The organism is Pseudarthrobacter oxydans, from assembly GCF_030812335.1.
Classification (GTDB): domain Bacteria; phylum Actinomycetota; class Actinomycetes; order Actinomycetales; family Micrococcaceae; genus Arthrobacter; species Arthrobacter oxydans_B.
Map to the genome: position 1 here is coordinate 227874 of NZ_JAUSSN010000006.1, position 22624 is coordinate 250497.

The window sequence follows — 22624 nt, forward strand, 5'->3', positions numbered from 1 at the left end:
CACCGGGGGTAGCGTTGGGGATATGGGAAAGCTTGGGGATTCCGTAGACGTCCGGGCGCTGCGCTTCGCCGTGGGGTTCCCGCTGGTGCTCGCCACGGCGTTTGTGGTGTGCGCCGTCCTGCTCCGCCCGGATCTGCCCGAACCGCTGGCCGTTCGTTGGGTCGAGGGCACCGCCGCGGACTTCGCGCCGTTTGGGGCGGTCGTCGGCGTCAGTGCGGCCATGATCGTGCTGTTCGGCGGGGCCGTGCTGGTGCAGGCAGTGCCGCTGTCCCGTCCGGCCATCATGCGCCGGATCATGATGGGTGCCGGGCTCTTCGTGAGCCTCTTCGTCACCACCGTCCTCGCCGCCGTGCTGGTCGGACAGCTCGGTCTGCCGGACGCGAGGGACGCCCAGGTGGATGTTGCCGTCCTCGCCATGGGCAGCGGCGCCGCCCTGGGCCTGGGCGTCGTCATGGGTTTTGTCTTCAAAGCCGACGAACGCTGGTCCACGGACGATGACCGGGCCATGGCCGAAGCCCTGGCCCGCGAGCTCGACCCCGACCTGGCCCGCGACTCGGTGAGCCTGTGGGTCCACGCCCGCAGCTCGGTCTTCGTGATGCTCGGGATCGCCACCCTGCTTCCCGCCGCGCTCCTGACCATCGCCGTGCCCTGGCTCGCCGCGCTCCTCGTGGCCCTGGCCCTGCTGGCCGCGGCGTGCCTGTTCGCCCGCATCCGGGTGGACCGGAGCGGGCTGCGGGTTTTCGCCGCCGGCTTCGTCAGGGTGATGGACGTTCCGGCCGCTGCCATCGAGGGGGCGACGCCGAAAGAGGTCAGGGCAGCCGACTACGGCGGCTGGGGATACCGCAGCCACGGCACCACGACGGCGCTGCTCGTCAGCAGCGGACCGGCAGTCGTCGTCGACCGTTCGGACGGCCGCACCCTGACCGTCAGCGGCGGGAGTGCCACGACGGCGGACAATGTCGCGCAGGTGATCTCACGGGTGGCTGCGCGGGCGCACCGGCCCGGCGGAGCCGCCGGTGTGTGAAGCCCGCCCGGCGGCCGGGCCCGCCCGCCGGCCCGTGCCCTAGTAGGCTGGGAACAGCCCCCGGAACCGCCCCGCAGCCCAAGTGACTCCACTGATCTGCCCAACTGAACGGATACGCCGTGACCCCCTCTGACCTCCCGCGCGTGCACATCGCCACCGACCACGCCGGCATGGAACTCAGCGCCCACCTCGTCAGCCACCTCGGCGCTAAAGGCTACGAGGTCGTCGACCACGGACCCAAGGTCTACGACGCCCTGGATGACTACCCTTCCTTCTGCATCAACGCCGCACTCGCGGTCGTGGCGGACCAGGAAGCCGGCACCAGCGCCCTCGGTATCGTCCTCGGCGGCTCCGGCAACGGCGAGCAGATCGCCGCCAACAAGGTCAAGGGCGTCCGCGCCGCGCTCGCCTGGAACCTCTCCACCGCGAAGCTGGCCCGCGATCACAACGACGCCAACGTCGTCGCCGTCGGGGGCCGCCAGCACAGCGTCGAGGAGGCCACGGAAATCATCGAGGCGTTCTTGGCCGAACCCTTCAGCAATGACGAGCGCCACGTCCGCCGGATCGGCAAGATTGCCGCGTATGAGCGCACCGGCGAGGTCATCGCCTAGTGCCGGAAGGGCACTCCGTCCACCGGCTGGCCCGCCAGTTCGGGGACGTCTTCACGGGGGAGCGGCTCGCCGTGTCCAGCCCGCAGGGCCGCTTCGTCCACGGCGCGGCGCTGCTGGACGGCCACACCCTCACCGGCTCCGCGGCGCACGGGAAACACCTCTTCCTGGAGTTCGAACACGGGCTGCTGCTGCACGTCCACCTGGGCCTGTACGGTGCCTGGGACTTCGGCGGCGACGCCGGCTTCCGGGGCGCGTCCAGCATCGGCGCGCCCCGGAGAGTGGGGGAGCGGGAGGTCTACGACGACGGCGGGGCGGCGGCCGGAGCCGACGGGCCGGCCGCGTACGAGGGCCCGCCCGCCCCGGTCGGTGCCGTCCGCGTCCGGCTCGCCGGGGCCCACGGCTGGGCCGACCTCCGCGGCGCGACGACCTGCGAGACCGTCACGGAAGCGGAGGCGGCAGCCGTGCTGGCACGGCTTGGCCCCGACCCGCTGCGGAACGGTCCCGGCGACCGGGACGCCTTCGCCGCCGCGGTCCTGGCCAAACGCACACCGCTCGCGGCCCTGCTGATGGACCAGAAGGTCATCGCCGGCGTCGGCAACGTGTACCGCGCCGAGCTCCTCTTCCGGCAGGGGCTGGACCCCTGGCTGCCTGGACGGGGACTGTCCGCAGGGGCGGCCGGACAGCTGTGGGACGACACCGCCGCGATGATGTCCGACGGCGTCCGCGACGGCCGGATCATCACCACACCCCCGCGCTACTGGAGCGGACCCGCCGGCGCCGCGCCGGGCGGCACATCCCTCGGCCTACCCGCCCCGGAGGAATCCCACTTCGTCTACCGCCGGCAGGGACTGGACTGCCGGGACTGCGGCACACCCGTGGCCCTGACCGACGTCGGTGCCCGCAAGCTCTACTGGTGCCCGTCCTGCCAGCGCGGCTGACTCATAGGCGTGGAACAGCTGCGGACCGGACGTGAGCCGGCGTCCCTCCGGGGCGCCTTTGGCTGCGATTCCGGTCCCTGGCTCCGCCAGTTGCTGCGTGTCCGTGTCAAAGTAGCCCCGATCCGCGGCCGAGCCGAACATGCCTGGGCGGACGCCGGGGAGTCCGAGTCCGCAAACCCCGGAGTGCGGGACCCGGATACGAAAAAAGCCCCTCCGGAGAGGGGCGTTTCCGTCGTACTTCGGAGGGGACGACGGGAATCGAACCCGCATCATCAGTTTGGAAGACTGAGGCTTTACCACTAAGCTACGTCCCCGGGAACATGCTGGAACTTCAGCAAAACTTCCGGGCGGCTGTTGAAGCCGGATACAACTAAACCTAATTCGGGGCCCCGGTGTCAAATGTGCAAACCGGCGCAATTTGGCCGTAGACTGTTCTGTGCACTTACGGGGTGTAGCTCAGCTTGGCTAGAGCGCCTGCTTTGGGAGCAGGAAGTCGCAGGTTCAAATCCTGTCACCCCGACTCTGCAGGTACTGCCAGACCCTTGGCGGTGCAGAACCCCACCCCCTAAAAACCAGGAGTACTTAGACTGTGAAGAGCGCTGTCGAGAACCTCACGCCCACGCGGGTCAAGCTCAATGTTGAGGTCCCCTTTGAGGAATTGAAGCCCAGCATCGCAGAGGCATACAAGACTGTTGCTTCGCAGATCCAGGTCCCCGGTTTCCGCAAGGGCAAGGTCCCCTCCAAGCTCATTGACCAGCGCGTCGGCCGCGGCTACGTGCTGGAGACTGCCATCAACGAAGGCCTCAACGGCTGGTACCAGGCAGCCGTTCAGGAAACCGGCATCCGCCCGCTGAGCCGTCCCGAGGTCGAAATCACCGAGGTCCCGGACCCGTCCGCCACCGACGGTGAACTGAAGTTCCACGCCGAGGTTGACGTCCGCCCCGAGATCGAACTGCCCGACTACGCGGGCATCAAGGTTGAGGTTGCCGCCGCGGAGTCCACCGACGCCGACGTCGACAAGGCCCTGGACGAACTCCGCGGCCGCTTCGGCACGCTGAAGTCCGTGGACCGTCCGGCCGCCGACAAGGACTTCCTGACGATCGACATCACCGCCACCATCGACGGCGCCGAGGTTGACTCCGCCACCGGCCTGTCCTACCAGGTCGGCGCCGGCACCATGCTCGAAGGCCTCGACGAAGCCGTCACCGGTCTCAGCGCCGACGAGGACGCCATCTTCGACACCACCCTCGTGGGCGGCGAGCACGCCGGCGAGTCGGCCCAGGTCAAGGTTGTCGTCAAGTCCGTCAAGGAGCGCGAGCTTCCCGAGGCCGACGACGACTTCGCCCAGCTGGCTTCCGAGTTCGACACCCTGGCCGAGCTCCGCGAGGACCTCGCCAAGCAGGCTGCCGAATCCAAGGTTGTCGAGCAGGGCGTCGAAGCCCGCGACAAGGTTCTCGACAAGCTCGTTGAGCTCGTAGCGGTCCCCGTCCCGGATTCCGTCGTCGAAGAGCAGCTCGAGCAGCACTTCAACGCCGAGAACGCCCACGGCGAAGGCGAGCACGACACCGAGGAGCACCGCGCCGAGGTCAAGGCCAACACGGAGCGGGCCTTCCAGAACGAGATCATCCTTGACGCCATCGCCGAAAAGGAAGAAGTCAACGTCAGCCAGAACGAGCTGATCGACTACATCGTCACGACGGCCGGCCAGTACGGCATGGACCCGAACCAGTTCGCCCAGATCATCGATCAGAGCGGCCAGGTCCCGATGATGGTGTCCGAGGTCCGCCGCCGCAAGGCACTGGCCGTCGTCCTGGGCCAGGCCGAGGTTACGGACTCTGAGGGCAACAAGGTTGACCTCAGCGACTTCGTCCGCCCCGGCGGCGAAGAGGCAGCAGCCGAGGCCGAAGCCGGTGTCGAGGACGCCGCTTCCGAGGACGCAGCAGCCGAGACCGCGAAGAACGATGACCCGGCAGCAGTGAAGTTCTAGCACTTTCTGTTCCCGCAGTTCCTGCCGCACCCCCGGATCACTGATCCGGGGGTGCGGCTTTTTAAGCCGGTGATGAACCCTCCCGGGCAATCGTGCGCCGTCAGCGAACAGCCCCGCGCCTGAGCACAATGGAGCCGGGAAAACCGTTAGTGTCCATGTAGGAAAGTTCAGTGATGTCGTCCAGTGGCGTCACCGTCGCCAGCGAGAGGTAAGTACATATGTCACAGCAAGCAGGGGCACCCCGGATGGCTACTGTCGATCCGGCAGCCCAGGATAACTACATTTACAACCGCCTGCTGAAAGAGCGCATCATCTGGCTCGGCTCCGAGGTCCGCGACGAGAACGCCAACGCGATCTGCTCGCAGCTGCTGCTGCTCTCGGCCGAGAACCCCGAGAAGGATATCTACCTCTACATCAACTCCCCGGGCGGCTCCGTCACCGCCGGCATGGCCATCTACGACACGATGCAGTTCATCCCGAACGACGTCGTCACCGTCGCCACCGGCCTCGCCGCCTCGATGGGACAGTTCCTGCTCTCCTCCGGCACCAAGGGCAAGCGCTACGCCACCCCCAACGCCCGCATCCTGATGCACCAGCCCTCCGGCGGCATCGGCGGCACCGCCTCGGACATCAAGATCCAGGCCGAGCTTATCCTGCACATGAAGAAGGTCATGGCCGAACTGACGGCCGACCAGACCGGGCAGACGGTCGAGACCATCCTCAAGGACAACGACCGCGACAAGTGGTTCACGGCCAAGGAAGCCCTCGAATACGGCTTCTTCGACAAGATCGCGGCGCACGCGGGATCCGTGGCGGGCGGCGGCGGAACCAACGCCGACAACACCGCCTCAGTCACGGACTCAACCGACGCTGACACCGAGAACTGACCGGCACGTAGACAGCAATGAATTCAGGAGCAATGAACATGAACTACAACTTCGGTTCGACTGCCGGTAACCTGCCGAGCAGCCGCTACGTGCTGCCGCAGTTCGAAGAGCGCACCCCCTACGGCTTCAAGCGGCAGGACCCGTACACCAAGCTGTTCGAGGACAGGATCATCTTCCTGGGTGTCCAGGTCGACGACGCCTCGGCCGACGACGTGATGGCGCAGCTGCTCGTACTCGAGTCCACCGACCCGGACCGCGACATCACCCTCTACATCAACTCCCCGGGCGGCTCCTTCACCGCCATGACGGCGATCTACGACACCATGACGTACATCCGCCCGGAGATCCAGACCGTCTGCCTCGGGCAGGCCGCCAGCGCCGCCGCCGTGCTCCTCGCAGCCGGCACGCCGGGCAAGCGCCTCGCGCTGCCTAACGCCCGCGTCCTGATCCACCAGCCCTCGCTCTCCGGCGGCCAGGGAGGGCAGGCCTCCGACCTGGAGATCCAGGCCGCTGAGGTCATGCGCATGCGGGCCTGGCTCGAGGACACGCTGGCCAAGCACTCCGGCCGGACGCCGGAACAGGTCAACAATGACATCGAGCGCGACAAGATCCTCACCGCGGCCGAGGCCATGCAGTACGGACTGATCGACCAGGTGCTGGATTCCCGCAAGATGAAGCCCCAGGCGATTTCCAAGTAGCAAGCCACTACGTCACAAGCAGTACCCGACGCCGGTGCGGCCCACTTTTGTGGCCGCACCGGCGTCGGCTTTCCACCCAACAGGCCCAAAGTGACCTAGAGTGGAACATGTCACGGCTGGCGCCTTCCAAGGCGCGTCCGTGATTCCAGTAACGGGTGCAGCGCTGCGCAGGAGTGGAACACGGCCGGCAGCAAGATTCTAAAGGGGTTCACATATGGCTCGGATTGGCGAGAGCACGGATCTGCTGAAGTGTTCTTTCTGCGGAAAGAGCCAGAAGCAGGTTCGGAAGCTCATTGCCGGGCCCGGCGTCTACATCTGCGACGAGTGCATTGAACTCTGCAACGAGATCATTGAAGAAGAACTCGCCGAAGTAGCTGACCTGGGCAGTTTTGAACTGCCCAAGCCCCGCGAGATTTTCGACTTCCTGCAGGAATACGTGATCGGCCAGGAGCCCGCCAAACGCTCCCTCGCCGTCGCGGTCTACAACCACTACAAGCGCATCCAGGCCGGGCACGCCCCCAAGAGCGGCAGCCTCGCCGAAGGCGTCCATCACGACGACGTCGAGATCGCCAAGTCCAACATCCTGCTGATCGGCCCCACCGGCTGCGGCAAGACCTACCTCGCGCAGACCCTGGCCCGCCGCCTCAACGTCCCCTTCGCGGTCGCCGACGCCACCGCGCTGACGGAGGCCGGCTACGTCGGCGAGGACGTCGAGAACATCCTGCTCAAGCTCATCCAGGCCGCCGACTACGACGTCAAGAAGGCCGAGCAGGGCATCATCTACATCGATGAGATCGACAAGATCTCCCGCAAGAGCGAGAACCCCTCCATCACCCGGGACGTCTCGGGCGAGGGCGTGCAGCAGGCCCTGCTCAAGATCCTTGAGGGCACTGTCGCCTCGGTTCCGCCGCAGGGCGGCCGCAAGCACCCGCACCAGGAATTCATCCAGATCGACACAACCAACGTGCTCTTCATCGTCGCCGGCGCCTTCGCCGGCCTCGAGGAGATCATCGGTTCACGGTCCGGGCGCAAGGGCATCGGTTTCGGGGCCCCGCTCAATGAGGTCAAGAACAACGCCGACTCTTACGGCGAGGTCATGCCCGAGGACCTGCTGAAGTTCGGGCTCATCCCGGAATTCATCGGCCGCCTCCCGGTGATCACCACGGTCTCCAACCTGGACCGGTCCGCGCTCATCCAGATCCTGTCCACGCCGAAGAACGCCCTCGTGAAGCAGTACCAGAAGATGTTCCAGCTCGACGGCGTGGAACTGGTCTTCGACGAGGAGGCGCTGAACACGATCGCGGACCAGGCGCTGGAACGCGGCACCGGCGCCCGCGGGCTCCGCGCCATCATGGAGGAGGTCCTGCTCCCGGTGATGTTCGACCTGCCCAGCCGCGACGACATCGCCACGGTCGTCATCACCGAAGACGTGGTCTCCAAGAAGGCCGCGCCCACGATGATCGCCCACGACGTCAAGCGCCGCAAGTCCGCCTGATCCGGAATAAACAGGCCCCGCCGCACGCTGTCACCTGTGGTGCGCCCGGTCGCCGGGCCGGCGCTGTGCACCCTTTCCCCCAGACTTCCAAGGAGAACACCTGTGCCTGAAACCAATAAAGCTGACTTCTGGTTTGATCCGATGTGCCCCTTTGCCTGGGTGACGTCCCGCTGGATCAGCGAGGTGGAAGACGTCCGCGACATCAGCACCGAATGGCACGTCATGAGCCTCGCCATGCTCAACGAGGGCCGCGAGGAGCTCCCGGAGGAGTACAAGGCGTTCCTCACCAAGGCCTGGGCGCCGGTACGGGTCATCACCGCCGCCGCCGAGCAGCACGGCACCGGGCACGTCAAGGCGCTGTACGACGCCATGGGCACCAAAATCCACAATGAGGGCAACAAGGACATCGCCGAGGTCATCTCCAAGTCCCTCGCCGAGGTCGGTCTGCCGGCGGAACTCGCGGCGGCAGGCGAGAGCGATAAATTCGACGCCACGCTGCGCACCAGCCACGAGGCCGGAATTTCGCTGGTGGGCCAGGACGTCGGCACACCCATCGTTGCCTTCAACGGCACCGCCTTCTTCGGCCCCGTACTCACGCGCATCCCGCGCGGAGAGGAAGCCGGCCGCCTGTGGGATGCCTCGGTGACCCTCGCATCGTTCCCGTACTTCTTCGAAATCAAGCGCAGCCGGACCGAAAGCCCCGTCTTCAACTAGCCGCCCGGGCGGGCAATAAACGGCCCCCGGAGGGCAGCGGAAAGCCCCGGAAGAACTACTCTGATGTAGTTCTTCCGGGGCTCTTGTGCATCCGCAACGCCGGGATCACAATAGAACTTACCCACTTCGAAAGAAGCGGGACGCAGGAACCAAAGATTCAGTGACACTCATCCGACGCAGCCTTCGGCAAAGTCAGATGATGGCTACCAGTGACGAGGTAGGAAGACCTGAAAATCCAAGGATCCTGCCAGATTGTCTAAGACGTCACGTGACAATCGAAAAGTCGAAGCCCCACCAACGGCAACACGCTGATGGGGCTTCCCCTTTGCCCAAAAACAGCTCTCGCCCAGCACAGCGTCACCGGACCGGCTCAGCCCACGAACAGGGTGCCCATGAGCAGTGAACCCATCGCCGACTACGCCCTGCTCTCCGACTGCTCGTCAGCAGCCCTGGTCAGCGCCTCCGGCTCCGTCGACTGGCTGTGCTTCCCGCGTTTTGACAGCCCCTCGGTCTTCGGGCGGCTGCTTGGCCCCGACGCCGGGTACTGGTCGATCCGCCCCGTCGGCCCCCACACCACCAGCCGCCGCTACGTCGGCCCCACGATGGTCCTGGAGACCACCCATACCGCCGCGGAAGGGAGCGTCACGGTTACCGACGCCCTCGTGCTGGGCGACGGGAAGCGGGGCCACGACCTGGGCGCAGACTCACCCGCAACCCTGCTCCGCCAAGTGAGCTGCACCGCGGGAACGGCCGAGCTGGACATCGTCTTTAGCCCCCGCCCGGGCTACGGCCTCAGCCGTCCCGGGCTGCGCGCGGTCGACGGCGGAGTCGTGGCCAGCGCGGGAACCGGGCTGCTGGTCTTATCCAGTCCGGTCGCCTTCACGCTCCACGACGGCACCGCGAAGGCCCGGCTGACCCTTGCCGCCGGAGACGTTACCGGCTTCGCCCTCCAGCACCTGGCCGCGTCCGCCGGCGGCGAGCCTGGCTGGAGCCAGACCGGCATCAGCCGCCGGCTTGCCGACACCCTTCAGGGCTGGACCAGCTGGGCGGAAATGCACCAGCACTACCAGGGGCCCTGGCAGGAGCTCGTCGCCGGCAGCGGACGGGTTCTGCAGGCCCTCACCTACTACCCGACCGGAGCCATCGTGGCCGCCCCGACCACGTCGCTGCCGGAGGTGGCCGGGGGCACCCGCAACTGGGACTACCGGTACACCTGGATCCGCGACGCCAGCATGACCCTGCAGGCACTCTGGGTGTCCGCCTGCCCGGACGAGGCAGGGAAATTCTTCCAGTTCCTCGCCACGGTGGCGGCACGCCAGCTGGCCGGCGGCGAGGAGCTGCAGATCATGTTCGGCATCGGCGGGGAACGCGAGCTGCCCGAACGCGAGCTGGCGCACCTGCCCGGCTGGCGCGCCAGTACCCCGGTCCGGGTTGGCAACGGCGCCTGGAACCAGCGCCAGCTCGACGTCTACGGTGAGCTGCTCGACGCCGCAGCCACCTTGCCGGAGTATCTCGCCGGGCTCGCACCGGACACCCGGCGCTTCCTGGCCGATGCGGCCGATGCCGCCGCCGCACGCTGGCGCTCGGCGGACCACGGCATCTGGGAGGTACGCGGGGAGCCACGCCACTATCTGCACTCCAAGCTCATGTGCTGGGTGGCCGTCGACAGGGCCATCAGCCTGGCCGGGATCCTGGGGACGCCCGACCGGATCCCGGGTTGGGCGGAGGCTCGTGAGCAGATCGAGGCCTCCATCCGCGCCAACGGCTGGAGCCCTGCAGCGAATGCCTACACCCAGGCCTACGGCTCCGAGGATCTGGATGCGTCGGCCCTGATGCTCGCCATCGTGGGCTTCCTGCCCGCGGACGATCCGGGCATGCGCGCCACGATCGAGGCGATTGAACAACGGCTCACCGATCCCCGGGGCCTGGTCTACCGCTACCGCGCCGAAGACGGGTTCGCCGGCGAGGAGGGGACCTTCCTGTTATGCACCTTCTGGCTGGCGCAGGCGCTGGCTCTCGCCGGCGAGACCGGCCGGGCGCGCGACGTCTTCGCGCGGGCCGCCGGGTTCGCCACTGACCTGGGACTGCTGGCCGAGGAAATTGCTCCGGACAGCCGCGAGCTGCTGGGAAACTTCCCGCAGGCGTTCAGCCACATCGGCCTTGTCAACGCGGCCTGGGCCATCAGCGAAGCGGAACGGCACAGCCGGGGTTCCGGAGGGCAGCAGCGGTAGAGTGCCCGCCGGGCAGATCCGAAGGAACAAGCCCGGCGGCGCCGCTGTTGCCTCCAATGGCAGGGCACCGGTCCGGGGCCGGGAGCTCCATGCATCCCGCCCGGCAGTGTCCTATGTCCTGTACCCACCTGCGAACATCGGAGCGCCATGCCCATTACAGCCCACCTTGACCTGACCCTCAAAGCGGAAGCCCTGCCCACGGCGCCGGCCGTGTTCCGCGAGATTCTCTCCGGTACGCGGGCCTTCGCCGGATGCCTCGGTGTCGAGGTGCTGGTCGACAGCAAGGATCCGGCGCACTTTCTTGTGGTGGAACAGTGGGCGTCGCTGGAGCACGACGCCGCCTACCGTGCGTGGCGGGCCGGCGACGGCGCGAGCGGGCTGGGGGAGCTCCTGTCCGCCCCACCGGTGCTGACGCACTTCGAGACCTCCTTCGAAGTCTGAGGCCCGGCCCGCACGACCCTTGGAACAGCGCGGGGGCTCCCCGCGCGGCCTGAGCCGGGCGGGGAGCCCCCGTCGTGGGTGCCGTGACGGCGGCCCTTAGGCCTGCGCGGGCTCCTCGGCCGGCGCCAGGACGACGTCGCTGACGGTCAGGTCGCCGTCGCCCACCGCCAGGGTCAGCTCGCGGGCATTGGCCGCGGCCTTGAGGTCGGCCAGGCCGGCCTTCAGCTGGATGGTGAGGGACTCCGAGGCCGTGATGGTCGCGGACAGCACCTCGGTGCGCTGCTTGACCTTGGCTTCCGACTTGGCCTTGCGGATGCCGCTGAGCGCGGTACCGACGGTGGCCAGCAGGTTCGTGTCGCCGTCGATCGTGGTGGCGGACGGCCACGGGGCGCGGTGCACCGAACCGGTGCGCCACCAGCTCCAGACCTCCTCCGTGGCGAACGGCAGGAACGGGGCGAACAGGCGCAGCAGCGTGTCCAGGCTCGTCGCCAGCGCCGCGAGGACGGACGCCTGCTCGGCCTCGCCGGCGGCGCCGTAGGCACGGTCCTTGATGAGCTCCACGTAGTCATCGGTGAAGTGCCAGAAGAAGCTCTCCGTGATCTGCAGGGCCCGGGCGTAGTCGTAATTCTCAAACGCCTTCGTGGCCTGCTGGACCACATCGGAGAGCTGGGCCAGCACGGCCCGGTCCAAGGGGTTGCTGAGCACGGACAGGTCACCGGACACCACCGAGTTCTCCGTGGCGCCCAGGTTCAGCACAAACTTGGAGGCGTTGAGCAGCTTGATCGCCAGCCGGCGGCCGATCTTCATCTGCGCGATCTCGTAGGCCGTGTCCGCGCCGAGCTTGGCGGAGGCCGCCCAGTAGCGGACCGCGTCCGAGCCGAACTCCTCCAGCACATCGGTGGGGACGATCACGTTGCCCTTGGACTTGGACATCTTCTTGCGGTCCGGGTCCAGGATCCAGCCGGAAATCGCCGCGTGCTTCCACGGCACGGTGTCCTGCAGGGCGTCCGCGCGCACCGCGGAGGAGAACAGCCAGGTCCGGATGATGTCGTGGCCCTGCGGGCGCACGTCGAAGGGGTAGACCTTGGCGAAGAGCGCCTCGTCGGTGCTCCAGCCGCCCACGATCTGCGGGGTCAGCGAGGATGTCGCCCAGGTGTCCAGCACATCGGCGTCACCGGTGAAGCCGCCCGGCAGGTCGCGCTGGGCCTCCTGATAACCCGGTGCCGCGTCCGCGGCGGGGTCCACCGGCAGCTGCGCGTCGGACGGGACGAGGGGAGTTGCGAAGTCCGGGTTGCCGTCGGCGTCGAGCGGGTACCAGACGGGCACCGGCACGCCGAAGAACCGCTGGCGGGACACGAGCCAGTCGCCGTTCAGGCCGGAGATCCAGTTCTCGTAGCGTGAGCGCATAAAGGCAGGGTGGAAATCGATCTCGTGGCCGCGGGCAATGAGCCGCTCGCGGCGCTCCGCGTCCCGGCCGCCGTTGCGGATGTACCACTGGCGCGAGGTCACGACCTCGAGGGGCTTGTCGCCCTTTTCGAAGAAGTTCACCGGGTGCATGATCTTCTTCGGCTCGCCGTCCAGGAGTTCCGCGGCGGCCAGGAGCTCCACCACGCCTTCCTTGGCGCTGAAGACCGTCTTGCCGGCGATCGACTCGAAGGTCGCGCGGCCCTCGGCGGTTGTGATCCACTCCGGGGTTTCGCCGATGATGCGCCCGTCGCGGCCCACGATCGCCCGGGTGGGCAGCTGGAGTTCGCGCCACCAGGTGACGTCGGTCAGGTCGCCGAAGGTGCAGACCATGGCGATGCCGGAGCCCTTGTCCGCCTTGGCGAGCGGGTGGGCCTTGACCTCCACCTCGACGCCGAACAGGGGGGAGGTGACCTTCTTGCCGAACAGCGGCTGGTACCGCTCGTCGTCGGGGTTCGCCACCAGGGCGGCGCAGGCGGCCAGCAGTTCCGGGCGCGTGGTCTCGATGTAGATCTTCTCGCCGTCTTCGGTGAAGAAGGGGTAGCGGTAGTACGCGCCGGCGACCTCGCGGTCCTCAAGCTCGGCCTGGGCCACGGCGGTGCGGAAGGTGACATCCCACAGGGTGGGTGCCTCGGCCATGTACGCGTCGCCGGCGGCGAGGTTCGCCAGGAAGGCGCGCTGGGAGATGGCCCGGGACTTGTCGTCAATCGTGCGGTAGGTCAGGTCCCAGTCCACGGACAGGCCGAGCGTCTGGAACAGGTTCTCGAAGACCTTCTCGTCCTCGACGGCGAGCTCCTCACACAGCTCGATGAAGTTCCGGCGCGAGACGACGTCGAAGTCGCGCTGGTTCTTGGCGGGCTCGGCCGGGGGCCGGTAGCCGGCGTCGTACGCGGTGGTCGGGTCGCAGCGCACGCCGTAGTAGTTCTGCACACGGCGCTCGGTGGGCAGGCCGTTGTCGTCCCAGCCCATCGGGTAGAACACGTTCTTGCCGGTCATGCGCTGGTAGCGGGCCAGGACGTCGGTCTGGGTGTAGGAGAACATGTGGCCGACGTGCAGCGATCCCGACGCCGTGGGCGGGGGAGTGTCGATCGAGTACACCTGCTCCCGCGTGGTGTCCGGGTTGAACTTGTAGGTCCCTTCGTCAAGCCAGCGCCGGGTGAGGGCGTCTTCCAGCCCCTCCAGGGCGGGCTTGTCCGGAACGTTGATGGGGGCGGTGGTGGGCGTGTCTGTACCCTGCGTGTCTTCAGCCATGGGCCCAATTCTTCCATTACTTCGGCCACTGAAGACACCGCCGAGGGGTTGTCCGGGTCGGGCCGCGGCGGAAGTGACGTGAAGTAGCATGCGCAGATGGGCGAATCTCACGGAAGTCCTGCCGGAATCTTCGCGATCAAGCGCATCTATGACGAACCCGCCGACGACGACGGCTGACGCTGCTGTTCGGGGCCAGGGACCCGCAGACCAACCACGCCCGGGTGCTGCAGGAGTTCCTCGCGCGGGATTGAACCGGGGCTGAGCCGTTAGCGGCCCAGCGGCGCTGTCGCGCCGTGGTGGGAGAAAGCACGGGGTCTGCCCGCCGTCGGCCTCTGGCAATGCTCCTGGCTGAGGGTCGATCATGGATACGTCTGCCGCGGTCGACGCCGGTTCAACCTTGGTGCTGCTGTTGAGCCTGCCCGTTAGCGGCCCAGCGGCGCTGCCGCGCCGTGGAGCCTGCCCGTTAGCGTGGCGCGGAGGACTTCCACGGGAACCGTGGATTGTTGCTTTGGAGCACGAGTGTTAGATTCCTGATTTGTTCCCTGTCCTCCCCGCGGCAGACGCTCACATAACCGGGTCAGGGTGGCAGGAGGAACAGTCATGGATATCGTTCACGACCGGGCTGTCGGCATGGATATTTCGAAACGCGACGCGAAGGTCTGTCTGCGTGTTCCCGGTAAGCGTGCCGGGACCTTTACCTCCACGGTCACCACCTGGGGCGCGACCACCGGGCAGATTCTTCAGCTGCGGGATTTCCTCGAACACGAGCACGTCACCACCGTGGTGATGGAAGCGACCAGTGATTACTGGAAACCGTTCTTCTATCTGCTCGAAGAGACGCTGCCGGTGATGCTCGTCAATGCCAAGGCCGCACGGAACATCCCGGGCCGCAAAACCGATGTCTCCGACGCGGCCTGGCTGGCCCAACTCGGCGCGCACGGCCTGCTCCGGGCCTCGTTCGTCCCGCCGGAGCCGATCCGTGAACTGCGGGACCTGACCCGGGCCCGGGCGATCGCCACCCGTGACCGGACCCGGGAAATCCAGCGCCTGGAGAAGTTCCTGGAAGGCTCCGGGATCAAGCTCTCCTCGGTGGTCTCGGACCTCAACGGCGTCTCGTCCCGGGCCATGCTCGAGGCCCTCATCAACGGCGAACGCAACCCGGAAGTCCTCGCCGGCCTCGCCAAGGGAACCCTGCGCTCCAAAATCCCCGAGCTCGTCGACGCGCTGACCGGCCGGTTCAAGGCCCACCACGCGTTCATGGCCCGGCTGCACCTGGACCAGATCGATGCCCAGTCCCGCATCATCGACGCGCTCACCGGCCGAATCGAGGAAGCGATGACACCCTTTCGTGCCGCCAGGGAATTCCTGGCCACCATCCCCGGAGTCTCACTCAAAGTCGCCGACGTGATCATCTCCGAAACCGGGGCGGACATGTCCCGCTTCGAAACCCCCGGCCAGCTCGCGTCCTGGACCGGAGTCTGTCCCGGCTCCAACGAATCCGCCGGCCGGATCAAATCCGCGCACATCCTGCCCGGCAACAAATACCTCAAAGCCGCCCTGGGCACCGCCGCACTCTCCGCGTCCCGGAACAAGGACACCTACCTGGCCGCCAAATACCGGCGCATCGCAGCCCGCCGCGGACCGATGAAAGCCATCGTCGCCATCGAACACTCGATCCTCACTGCAGCCTGGCACCTGCTCGCCGACGGCGAATGCTATGCCGACCCCGGCGCCGATCACTTCACCCGACTCGACCCGATCAAAGCCAAAAACAACGCCATCAGAAAGCTCAACAGCCTGGGTTTTGACGTCACTGTCACCCCGGCCACCGCAGCCTGAGGCACCTTACTTTCGTATTAGGGTGGTGCCATGACTGAAGGAATCGACATCAAGACATCAGCAGCCAAAGCAGCGGTTGTCACCGGCGCCAGCACCGGAATCGGCGAGGCCACCGTGCGTGCGCTTCGGACCGAGGGGTGGACCGTGTACGCCGTCGCCCGCCGCGCGGACCGGCTGGAGGCGCTCGCCGCGGAAACCGGTGCCGTCGCGCTTCCGGCGGACGTGACCGACGACGCCGACGTCGCCCGGCTCCTGGACGAGGTGACCGGCGCCGGCGGCATCGACACGCTCATCAACATCGCCGGCGGCGCCCGCGGCGCGGACAAGGTCGCGGAGGCCAAGACCGAGGACTGGGAATGGATGTTCGAGGTCAACGTCCTGGGCACCATGAAACTCATCCGGGCGTTCCTTCCGATGCTGCGCGCCTGCGGTGAAGGCACCGTCCTGAACCTGACGTCGACGGCGGGACTGTCCGCTTACGAGGGCGGCGGCGGCTACAACGCGGCCAAGTTCGCCCAGCACGCGCTCACCGGCGCCCTGCGCCTCGAGGAGGCCGAGCACAATCTCCGCGTGATCGAGGTCGCCCCCGGTCTGGTCCAGACGGAGGAGTTCGCGCTGAACCGCCTCGGCGACCAGTCGGCCGCCGCCAAGGTGTACCAGGGCGTCGAGAAGCCGCTCACCGCGGCGGACGTCGCCGACGTCGTCCGTTACGCTGTCGTCGCGCCGCACCACGTCAACCTGGACCAGATCGTGATCCGCCCGGTGGCGCAGGCCGCCAACTACAAGCTGATCCGCAAGGGCTAAGCATCCCCGCCGGGGCGCGGCGTTCACCCGGTTACCGAAGGGCAACGCGGGGTCACTTTCGGCCCAAATACCGGGCGTTTATGGGCCGAAAGTGACCCCGCGTTGCTTGGCTCAGCCGGCGGCCGGGACGGCCAGCGTGGCCATGATGGCGGCGTGGTCCGTCCCGGACACGCGGTGCACGGTGTAGTCGGCGCTGCGCACCGACGGGCTGGTCAGCAGGTGGTCGATCGTGATGCCGGGCAGGAACAGGCCCTCCATCGGCCAGGTGGGGACCAGCCGTGAGCCCTGGGCCATTCCCACGTCCACCAGCTTCCGGTCCCCGCCCTGCAGGATGTCACGGAACTCGGCATGGTCGTAGCTGGCGTTAAAGTCACCGGCCAGCACGACGTTTCCGGGCCGTGACGCCAGCTTCCCGAGGGCCGCGAGGTCGCTGCGCCACTTCGGCAGGCCCACGCCCACGGGTGCACGTGCGTGGACGTTGGTCAGGTTGACGACGGCCCGCCGTCCGTGGGACTCGGCGGTGAGCCGGAGGAGGGGCATCGGGAAATGGGAGTCGGGAACCTCCCCGGTGGCCAGCAGTCCGTGGACGGAGTAGACGGCATTGCCGGAGGCGCGGCTCGCGGGATCGCTGATCCTGTTCGGCAGCAGAGCGGGCAGGCCGGCAGCATCCAGCCGGTCCTCGAGGGCCTGGGTGTACTCCTGGAGCGCCAGCAGCGTGATGCCGTTCTCGCGGACCAGCCTGACGATCTCCGCCGCGTCCGCTTTGCCCATTTTGGCGTTCAGGCTCATTGTCCGCAGCTCCACGGTTCGGTCCACAGAGTCAGCCACGGCATCCGGCGCGGCGCCGGCCGCGGCCTCCGGGGCGGCCCGGGCGTAGTCCAGCGGGACCAGCCAGAAGAGCTGCACGGCCACGAGGCCGGCCGCGGCGCCCGCCATCCAGCGGTGCCGGCCCAGTACCGCGAACAGCAGCGAGGCGCCGGCAGGCAGGACCAGCCACGGGGTGAAGGACACCAACTGGACCGCTGTGGTGGGCCATTCCCGCGGCACGGCACGGAAGACGGAGACCACCATAACGGGTGCCGCCGCCAGGCCCGCCAGCCACCGCCAGCCGGCCGCTGCCCCGCCCGCAGGCATTCGCGGGGCGCCGCGGCCCCGGGTCCGGAACATCATGGGATTCAGTGTAGGCATTGCGGGCCCGTTCGAGTTGTTAGACTTCTTACAGCAGCTTTGACCCGGCCATCACCGGTGAGCTTCCGGAAGAACGCCCCGGCGCCACGACTTTTCGCAACATCGTGCGCCAGGGCCGGTAGAACCGGACGGGTAAGCCCGTCACAGCAGTAATGAGCGGCCGACGCCGGTGCTCTGTCCCGTTACAGGGGCCCGGCGACGGTAAGTGAGGTGGTACCGCGGTGCCGGTGCTGTCGAAAGACAGCGCAGGGGCCGTCCTCGCATCCTGAATGAATCCATTTGTTCACTAGCTCAACCCAGGATGTCGAGATGACTTATTACCCGAAGGCCTCCGCCGCCACGTCCGGCGCAGGCTCCTCCACCTCTGCTTCCAACGCAGCTTCCAACACCACTGGTGTGTCCGCCTCCGTGAAGTTCCCGGAGGTCGAAGAGCGCATCCTCAGGTACTGGGACGAGGACGGCACCTTCCAGGCCAGCATCGACCAGCGCCCCTCGGATCTTCCCGGCGGAGAGCGTGGCAGCAACGAATTCGTCTTCTACGACGGTCCGCCCTTCGCCAACGGCCTGCCGCACTACGGCCACCTGCTGACCGGCTACGCCAAGGACCTCGTGGGCCGCTACCAGACCCAGCGCGGACGCCGCGTCGAGCGCCGCTTCGGCTGGGACACCCACGGGCTGCCCGCCGAGCTGGAAGCCATGAAGCAGCTGGGCATGACCGACAAGACCCAGATCGAGGCCATGGGCATCGACAAGTTCAACGACGCCTGCCGTGCCTCCGTGATGAAGTACGCCGACGAGTGGAAGAGCTATGTCACCCGCCAGGCGCGCTGGGTCGACTTCGAAAACGATTACAAAACGCTCAACGTCGAGTACATGGAGTCCGTGCTCTGGGCCTTCAAGCAGCTGCACGAAAAGGGCCTGACCTACAACGGCTACCGCGTGCTGCCGTACTGCTGGAAGGACGAGACGCCGCTGTCCAACCATGAACTGCGCATGGATGACGACGTCTACAAGAACCGCCAGGACCAGACCGTCACCGTCACCTTCCCGATCACGGCAGGGGAGTCGGAGCTGTCCAAGCAGCTCGCCGGCGTGCAGGCCCTCGCCTGGACCACAACGCCCTGGACGCTGCCCACCAACGCGGCGCTCGCAGTCGGGCCTGCCATCAAGTACGTGGTCCTGCCGGCCGGACCCAACGGCGTCAAGGCCGCCTCCACGGACGCGCCCGTCACGGGCAGCTTCCTGCTGGCCGCCGAACTGCTCGGCACCTACGCCAAGGATCTTGGCTACGGCGACGGCGCCGCGGGTGCCGCCGCGGCGGAGGCCGCGGTCACCTCCAGCCACACCGGCACTGAACTCGAGGGCCTGACGTATGAGCCGCTCTGGGACTACTTCGAGGACGACGAGAAGTACGGCAACCAGAACGCCTGGCGCTTCCTCGTGGCCGATTACGTCACCACCACCGACGGTACCGGCCTCGTCCATCAGTCACCCGCCTACGGTGAAGACGACCAGAAGGTCTGTGAAGAGGCCGGCATCCCCGTCGTCCTCTCCGTGGACGAAGGCGCCAAGTTCCTGCCGCTGTTCAGCCACGGCCCGCTGGCCGAGATCGCCGGGCTGCAGGTCTTCGAGGCCAACAAGCCGATCACCCAGGTGCTCCGCGCCCAGGGCCGCCTGGTCCGCCAGGCCAGCTACGAGCACAGCTACCCGCACTGCTGGCGCTGCCGGAACCCGCTGATCTACCGCGCCGTGTCCTCCTGGTACGTCGAGGTCACCAAGTTCAAGGACCGCATGTCCGAGCTGAACCAGGACATCAACTGGATCCCGGGCAACGTCAAGGACGGCCAGTTCGGCAAGTGGCTCGCCAACGCCCGCGACTGGTCAATCAGCCGGAACCGCTACTGGGGCAGCCCCATCCCGGTCTGGCAGTCCAGCGACCCGGACTACCCGCGCACCGACGTCTACGGCTCGCTCGCCGAGATCGAGGCCGACTTCGGCCGCCTGCCGCTGAACAAGGCCGGCGAGGTGGACCTGCACCGGCCGTTCATCGACGAACTGACCCGCCCCAACCCGGATGACCCCCGCACCCCGGCGGAGGGCCAGTCCGTCATGCGCCGCGTCGAGGACGTGCTGGACGTGTGGTTCGACTCCGGCTCCATGCCCTACGGCCAGGTCCACTACCCGTTCCAGAACGAGGAATGGTTCGACACCCACAACCCGGCGGACTTCATCGTCGAGTACATCGGCCAGACCCGCGGCTGGTTCTACATGCTGCACATCCTGTCCACCGCGCTGTTCGACCGGCCGGCCTTCCGCAACGTCATCAGCCACGGCATCGTCTTGGGCTCGGACGGGCAGAAGATGTCCAAGAGCCTGCGCAACTACCCGGACGTCTCCGAGGTCCTGGACCGCGACGGCTCCGACGCGATGCGCTGGTTCCTGATGTCCAGCCCGATCCTGCGCGGCGGCAACCTCGTGGTCACCGAGCAGGGCATCCGCGACGGCGTCCGCCAGGTCATCCTGCCGCTGTGGAACGTGTACAGCTTTTTCACGCTGTACACCAACGCTGCTAACGCTGCGGCAGGACAAGCGAAGGGGTATGACGCGAAGCTGCGCCATGACGGCTACGCCGACACCCTGGACCAGTACCTGATGGCCAACACCGGCGACCTGGTCCGGAACATGACCGCCCAGCTGGACAGCTACGACATCTCCGGTGCCTGCGACGAACTGCGCAGCTACCTGGACATGCTCACCAACTGGTACGTCCGCCGCAGCCGCCAGCGGTTCTTCGACGAGAACGTGGACGCCTTCGACGCCCTCTACACCGCGCTGGAGACGGTCTGCCGGGTCTCGGCCTCGCTGCTGCCGCTGATCTCCGAGGAGATCTGGCGCGGCCTCACCGGCGGGCGCTCCGTGCACCTGGCCGACTGGCCGGACGCGGAACAGTTCCCGGCCAATCCGGGCCTCGTCGAGGCCATGGACCGGGTCCAGCAGATCTGCTCCACCGGCTCCTCGCTGCGCAAGGCCGCCAACCTCCGCGTCCGGCTGCCGCTGCAGGAACTCACCGTCGTGGCACCCGGCGCGGACGCGCTGGAAGGCTTCGCCGCCGTCGTCGCCGATGAACTGAACCTGCGCTCCGTCCGCCTGCTCGACGCCGACAGCGCCTCCCCGGCGGAGTTCGGCATCGAGCAGAAGCTCGTGGTGAACGCCCGGGCCGCGGGCCCGCGGCTGGGCAAAAACGTCCAGCAGGCCATCAAGGGCGCCAAGTCCGGCGACTGGTCGCTCAGCGACGCCGGTGTGGTCACCGCCGGCGGCCTAGAACTCGAGCCGCAGGAATACACCCTGGAAACCGTCGTGGCCGAAGCCGCGGAGGGCGAGGGATCGCGCGCGGCGGCCGTCCTGCCCGGCGGCGGCTTTGTGGTCCTCAACACCGAGGTCACCCCGGAGCTCGAGGCCGAAGGTGCGGCCCGGGACATGGTCCGCGCCATCCAGCAGGCCCGCAAGGACGCCGGACTCAACGTCAGCGACCGGATCCACACCACCGTCACCGCACGGCGGGACGTCGTCGAGGCCCTGTTGGCCAACGCGGAACTCGTCAAGACCGAAACCCTGACCATCGAGCTGGCAACTGTTGCGGCCGACGTCAAGGAACCCCAGGTCAGCGTTGCCAAGAAAGTTGAGGCGTAGTCCATGACCGACGAATTCTCCGTAGAAAGCGTCTACGCCGAGCTGCTGGGCCGGGCGCCGGAAAACAAGATGGAACCGCGGCTGGCCCCGCTGCACCGGGCCATGGACATCCTGGGGGAGCCGAACAAGGCGTTCCCGATCATCCATGTCACCGGCACCAACGGCAAGACCTCCACGGCCCGCATGATCGAGGCCGGGCTGCGCGCGCACGGGCTGAGCACCGGGCGGTACACGAGCCCGCACCTGTCCAAGGTCACCGAACGGATCAGCATCGACGGCGCCCCGGTGCCGGATGAGACCTTCGTCCGGATCTGGGACGAGATCCGCCCGTACCTGGCCATCGTGGACAGCGAACTCGAGGCCGAAGGCCAGCCCCGGCTGACGTACTTCGAATGCCTCACCATCCTGGGCTTCGCCATCTTCGCGGACCAGCCGGTCAACGTCGCCGTCATAGAGGTCGGCCTGGGCGGCATCACCGACGCGACCAACGTCGGCGACGGCCAGGTCTTTGTGGTCACCCCGATCTCGCTGGACCACACGGAACTGCTGGGCGACACCACCGAGGACATCGCGTACGAAAAGGCCGGCATCATCAAGCCCGGCGGGTTCCTCGTCAGCGCCGCGCAGCCCCGCGACGCGGCCCAGGTGCTGCTGGAAAAGGCCAAGGAAACCAACGTCCCGTTCCGCTTCGAAGGCGTCGAATTCGGCGTCGAATCCCGCACCGTGGCCGTTGGCGGCCAGATGGTCACCATCCAGGGCATCGCGGGCCGTTACGAGGACCTGCTGGTGCCGCTGCACGGCGCGCACCAGGCCGAGAACGCCGCCGTCGCGATCGCCGCGCTGGAAGCCTTCTTCGGCGCCGAAAAGGCGCTCGACGCCGGGCTGGTGCAGGAGGCGTTCGCCTCCGTCACCTCGCCCGGCCGGCTGGAGGTGGTGCGCACCGCGCCGACCATCATCGTGGACGCCGCGCACAACCCCGAAGGCATCCGGGTCTCCGCGGAGGCGATCCATGAGGCCTTCAGCTTCACCAAGCTGGTCGTGGTGGTCGGTGTCCTGCGGGAAAAGGACGCCGAGGAAATCCTCCGGCAGCTCAAGGAATCCCTCGGGGACCTGGCCGCCGAATACTGCTTCACGCAGTCCAACTCGCCCCGCGCGGTGCCGGCCGAGGACCTAGCGGAACTCGCGCTGGAGCTCGGCTTCGGCGAGGACAACATCCACGTGGCCGAAAAGCTCGACGACGCCCTCGAATGGGCGGTGGAACGTGCCGAAGCCAACGACGACCTCGCCGGCGGCGTCCTCGTCACCGGGTCCATCACGCTCGTCGCGGAAGCCCGGATCCTGCTCGGAAAGGCGGAGGCGTAG

16 protein-coding genes, 2 tRNA genes and 2 pseudogenes are annotated in these 22624 nt (G+C 67.4%); 16 read left to right on the forward strand and 4 right to left on the reverse strand.

What is annotated here, in order from left to right; translation table 11 throughout:
- The first annotated feature begins 22 nt into the window (after positions 1-22).
- The 3 genes from J2W14_RS12070 (at position 23) to J2W14_RS12080 (ending at position 2573) form a co-directional block, all read left to right on the forward strand.
- Entirely contained in the window at positions 23-1024 is a 1002-nt protein-coding gene (locus tag J2W14_RS12070; protein WP_307462686.1) for a hypothetical protein, read from the forward strand.
- Between the two features lie 119 nt (positions 1025-1143).
- Positions 1144-1635, forward strand: a complete 492-nt coding sequence (locus J2W14_RS12075; protein WP_307462687.1) for a ribose-5-phosphate isomerase — start codon at positions 1144-1146, stop codon at positions 1633-1635.
- A complete protein-coding gene (locus J2W14_RS12080) occupies positions 1635-2573 on the forward strand; it encodes an Fpg/Nei family DNA glycosylase (protein WP_307462689.1) in 939 nt (312 codons plus the stop codon). The genes J2W14_RS12075 and J2W14_RS12080 overlap by 1 nt, the downstream gene beginning before the upstream one ends.
- A gap of 243 nt (positions 2574-2816) precedes the next feature.
- On the opposite strand, the gene J2W14_RS12085 is transcribed toward J2W14_RS12080, so the two are convergent.
- Positions 2817-2887: transfer RNA gene (locus J2W14_RS12085), tRNA-Gly, on the reverse strand.
- A gap of 131 nt (positions 2888-3018) precedes the next feature.
- On the opposite strand from J2W14_RS12085, the gene J2W14_RS12090 reads away from it, so the two are divergent.
- The 8 genes from J2W14_RS12090 to J2W14_RS12125 all read left to right on the forward strand — a co-directional run bounded on the left by J2W14_RS12090 (position 3019) and on the right by J2W14_RS12125 (position 11026).
- Positions 3019-3093: transfer RNA gene (locus J2W14_RS12090), tRNA-Pro, on the forward strand.
- 69 nt (positions 3094-3162) lie between these two features.
- Positions 3163-4560, forward strand: coding sequence for a trigger factor (gene tig / locus J2W14_RS12095; protein WP_307462691.1), 1398 nt, complete (start codon positions 3163-3165; stop codon positions 4558-4560).
- 245 nt (positions 4561-4805) lie between these two features.
- Positions 4806-5447 carry an ATP-dependent Clp protease proteolytic subunit gene (locus J2W14_RS12100; RefSeq protein WP_307462693.1) on the forward strand — a complete coding sequence of 214 codons (642 nt, stop codon included), beginning with the start codon at positions 4806-4808 and terminating at the stop codon, positions 5445-5447.
- 38 nt (positions 5448-5485) lie between these two features.
- Positions 5486-6145: an ATP-dependent Clp protease proteolytic subunit gene (locus tag J2W14_RS12105; RefSeq protein WP_307462833.1), complete on the forward strand. Its 660-nt coding sequence runs from the start codon at positions 5486-5488 to the stop codon at positions 6143-6145.
- A 214-nt stretch (positions 6146-6359) separates the two neighbouring features.
- On the forward strand, positions 6360-7640 hold the full coding sequence (gene clpX, locus J2W14_RS12110; protein ID WP_307462695.1) for an ATP-dependent Clp protease ATP-binding subunit ClpX: 1281 nt from the start codon (positions 6360-6362) through the stop codon (positions 7638-7640).
- A 102-nt stretch (positions 7641-7742) separates the two neighbouring features.
- Complete coding sequence (locus tag J2W14_RS12115) at positions 7743-8354, forward strand: mycothiol-dependent nitroreductase Rv2466c family protein (RefSeq protein ID WP_307462696.1); 612 nt, start codon at positions 7743-7745, stop codon at positions 8352-8354.
- A gap of 392 nt (positions 8355-8746) precedes the next feature.
- Complete coding sequence (locus J2W14_RS12120) at positions 8747-10585, forward strand: glycoside hydrolase family 15 protein (RefSeq protein WP_307462698.1); 1839 nt, start codon at positions 8747-8749, stop codon at positions 10583-10585.
- 147 nt (positions 10586-10732) lie between these two features.
- Positions 10733-11026 carry a putative quinol monooxygenase gene (locus tag J2W14_RS12125; protein WP_307462701.1) on the forward strand — a complete coding sequence of 98 codons (294 nt, stop codon included), beginning with the start codon at positions 10733-10735 and terminating at the stop codon, positions 11024-11026.
- 96 nt (positions 11027-11122) lie between these two features.
- Here J2W14_RS12125 and valS read toward each other — a convergent pair whose 3' ends face one another.
- Complete coding sequence (gene valS / locus J2W14_RS12130) at positions 11123-13741, reverse strand: valine--tRNA ligase (protein WP_307462703.1); 2619 nt, start codon at positions 13739-13741, stop codon at positions 11123-11125.
- A gap of 170 nt (positions 13742-13911) precedes the next feature.
- Here valS and J2W14_RS21220 point away from each other — a divergent pair.
- Together J2W14_RS21220 and J2W14_RS12135 are read left to right on the forward strand one after the other, a co-directional pair.
- Positions 13912-13992: pseudogene (locus J2W14_RS21220) on the forward strand (DUF488 domain-containing protein); the annotation flags it as partial.
- Between the two features lie 379 nt (positions 13993-14371).
- Positions 14372-15442 (forward strand): annotated as a pseudogene (locus tag J2W14_RS12135) (IS110 family transposase); the annotation flags it as partial.
- A gap of 35 nt (positions 15443-15477) precedes the next feature.
- Here J2W14_RS12135 and J2W14_RS21225 read toward each other — a convergent pair.
- Complete coding sequence (locus J2W14_RS21225; RefSeq protein ID WP_370871277.1) at positions 15478-15585, reverse strand: DUF3096 domain-containing protein; 108 nt, start codon at positions 15583-15585, stop codon at positions 15478-15480.
- A 25-nt stretch (positions 15586-15610) separates the two neighbouring features.
- On the opposite strand from J2W14_RS21225, the gene J2W14_RS12140 reads away from it, so the two are divergent.
- Complete coding sequence (locus J2W14_RS12140; RefSeq protein ID WP_307462707.1) at positions 15611-16384, forward strand: SDR family oxidoreductase; 774 nt, start codon at positions 15611-15613, stop codon at positions 16382-16384.
- 111 nt (positions 16385-16495) lie between these two features.
- Here J2W14_RS12140 and J2W14_RS12145 read toward each other — a convergent pair whose 3' ends face one another.
- A complete protein-coding gene (locus J2W14_RS12145; protein WP_307462709.1) occupies positions 16496-17554 on the reverse strand; it encodes an endonuclease/exonuclease/phosphatase family protein in 1059 nt (352 codons plus the stop codon).
- Between the two features lie 327 nt (positions 17555-17881).
- Here J2W14_RS12145 and ileS point away from each other — a divergent pair, with 327 nt between their 5' ends.
- Together ileS and J2W14_RS12155 are read left to right on the forward strand one after the other, a co-directional pair.
- Complete coding sequence (gene ileS, locus J2W14_RS12150) at positions 17882-21262, forward strand: isoleucine--tRNA ligase (protein WP_307462710.1); 3381 nt, start codon at positions 17882-17884, stop codon at positions 21260-21262.
- Between the two features lie 3 nt (positions 21263-21265).
- Positions 21266-22624 carry a bifunctional folylpolyglutamate synthase/dihydrofolate synthase gene (locus J2W14_RS12155; protein WP_307462711.1) on the forward strand — a complete coding sequence of 453 codons (1359 nt, stop codon included), beginning with the start codon at positions 21266-21268 and terminating at the stop codon, positions 22622-22624.

What these genes read in the sequence shown, in the direction of transcription:
- valS (WP_307462703.1), bottom strand. Translation starts at nt 13,741, where the DNA reads ATGGCTGAAGACACGCAGGGTACAGACACGCCCACCACCGCCCCCATC.
- ileS (WP_307462710.1), top strand. Translation starts at nt 17,882, where the DNA reads ATGACTTATTACCCGAAGGCCTCCGCCGCCACGTCCGGCGCAGGCTCC.
- clpX (WP_307462695.1), top strand. Translation starts at nt 6,360, where the DNA reads ATGGCTCGGATTGGCGAGAGCACGGATCTGCTGAAGTGTTCTTTCTGC.
- J2W14_RS12140 (WP_307462707.1), top strand. Translation starts at nt 15,611, where the DNA reads ATGACTGAAGGAATCGACATCAAGACATCAGCAGCCAAAGCAGCGGTT.
- J2W14_RS12125 (WP_307462701.1), top strand. Translation starts at nt 10,733, where the DNA reads ATGCCCATTACAGCCCACCTTGACCTGACCCTCAAAGCGGAAGCCCTG.
- J2W14_RS12105 (WP_307462833.1), top strand. Translation starts at nt 5,486, where the DNA reads ATGAACTACAACTTCGGTTCGACTGCCGGTAACCTGCCGAGCAGCCGC.
- J2W14_RS12145 (WP_307462709.1), bottom strand. Translation starts at nt 17,554, where the DNA reads ATGATGTTCCGGACCCGGGGCCGCGGCGCCCCGCGAATGCCTGCGGGC.
- J2W14_RS12070 (WP_307462686.1), top strand. Translation starts at nt 23, where the DNA reads ATGGGAAAGCTTGGGGATTCCGTAGACGTCCGGGCGCTGCGCTTCGCC.
- J2W14_RS12120 (WP_307462698.1), top strand. Translation starts at nt 8,747, where the DNA reads ATGAGCAGTGAACCCATCGCCGACTACGCCCTGCTCTCCGACTGCTCG.
- J2W14_RS12155 (WP_307462711.1), top strand. Translation starts at nt 21,266, where the DNA reads ATGACCGACGAATTCTCCGTAGAAAGCGTCTACGCCGAGCTGCTGGGC.
- J2W14_RS12100 (WP_307462693.1), top strand. Translation starts at nt 4,806, where the DNA reads ATGGCTACTGTCGATCCGGCAGCCCAGGATAACTACATTTACAACCGC.